This window comes from Rathayibacter tanaceti, assembly GCF_001634385.1.
Lineage (GTDB): Bacteria > Actinomycetota > Actinomycetes > Actinomycetales > Microbacteriaceae > Rathayibacter > Rathayibacter tanaceti.
This window is the reverse complement of record NZ_LIIN01000263.1, coordinates 1-1204: the sequence shown is the minus strand read 5'-3', so window position 1 is coordinate 1204 and position 1204 is coordinate 1. Positions and strand designations below refer to the sequence as shown.

The window sequence follows — 1204 nt, the reverse complement described above, 5'->3', positions numbered from 1 at the left end:
GGCCTCCGCCGTGTTCCTCGACCGCGCCGCGGCCGGGGGCGCGCGTCGCGTCCGGCACCGTGATCGCCGAGTTCGACGCCACCGGAGCGACGACCGTGCCCGTCGCGGTCACCCGGTCTGCTCCCCGGCGGCACCGCCCGCCGCCTCCTCGACCTCACCCATGCCGGCACCGTGCCGATGTCTGCCCTCCAGCTGACGACGACCGCGGGTGCCAGCGCCTCCGACGGCGTGCAGTTCGCTCTCGAGCGCTGCTCGCAGCCCTGGTCGGCCGACGCCGCGACCTGCGGCGGCACAGTGAGCACCGTCGCCGCCGACCGACCCGCGTCCGCCCGCGTCGATCTGCCCGGCTCCCCGGCGCTCACGGTCGGCGCGACCGACCACCTCCGCCTGACGCTGCGCCTGCCGGAGTCGGCGCCCTCCGACGCACAGGGAACCTCGACGACGCTCACCGTCACCGTCCTCGGCGTGCAGGGCCCGGGCCGCCACCTGTAGGGCGGTGAGCCCGCTGCCCCGATGCGCTGTCGTGCGCGAGAGGCTCCTCCGTTGCGGCGCGTCGAGGACCATCCCCGGGGGAGGCGCCGGCTCGGCGGCATCGGGCGTCCTCCCCCGGAGCTCAGCGGTAGACGCTCCACTCCTTCTTGACGATGCGGCGCTCCTCGCCGTCGACCGCGACGATCCAGTCGCCGCCCTCCTTCGCGACGACCCGTCCGCGCAGGTACTGCGGCTCCCAGCCGTCGTCCTTCTTGACCCACCTCACGAACCGCGCGAACCGTCCCGGTGACACGTCGTCTGTGGACATCTCGACTCCCCTCGTCCTACCGGCGAGTCGCAGACCCTCCGCAGGAGAGACCCTCGTGCGTCACGAAAGGGATATGACCTGTGAGGTCTGAAGCCGGTTCGACAGACCGTAGAACGGGCTCCGCGCCGGGGACGAGGACGTTGACTGATCAACGGTCGTCTGACAAGGGCGTCGGGAGCCGCCGCCCGCGCGCCTCCCAGGCTCACCCGCCGAGCTGCCGAGCCCCGCAGGTCGCCGTGCTCGAACGCGACGTCTGCGTGCTCGCGCCCCTGCGAGCATCTCGCGCAGGGTTCCCCTCGGCGCCGGAGCGGACGATCCTTGACTGCGACGGTCGACGGCGATCGCACCTCCGCCGACCGCCTCCGGAAGGACCCCTCGTGCCCCTCCCCTCGCCTCCCCCCCACC

Annotated in this window: 2 protein-coding genes; one reads left to right on the top strand and one right to left on the bottom strand. The window is 73.6% G+C overall.

All coding sequences use genetic code 11. From position 1 onward, the window contains the following. The first annotated feature begins 171 nt into the window (after positions 1-171). On the top strand, positions 172-492 hold the full coding sequence (locus ACH61_RS15520) for a hypothetical protein (protein WP_153038954.1): 321 nt from the start codon (positions 172-174) through the stop codon (positions 490-492). A gap of 121 nt (positions 493-613) precedes the next feature. Here the strand turns inward: ACH61_RS15520 and ACH61_RS15515 are convergent, their stop codons facing one another. Continuing rightward, positions 614-799, bottom strand: coding sequence for a hypothetical protein (locus ACH61_RS15515; protein WP_068213771.1), 186 nt, complete (start codon positions 797-799; stop codon positions 614-616). Between the last annotated feature and the right edge of the window lie 405 nt (positions 800-1204).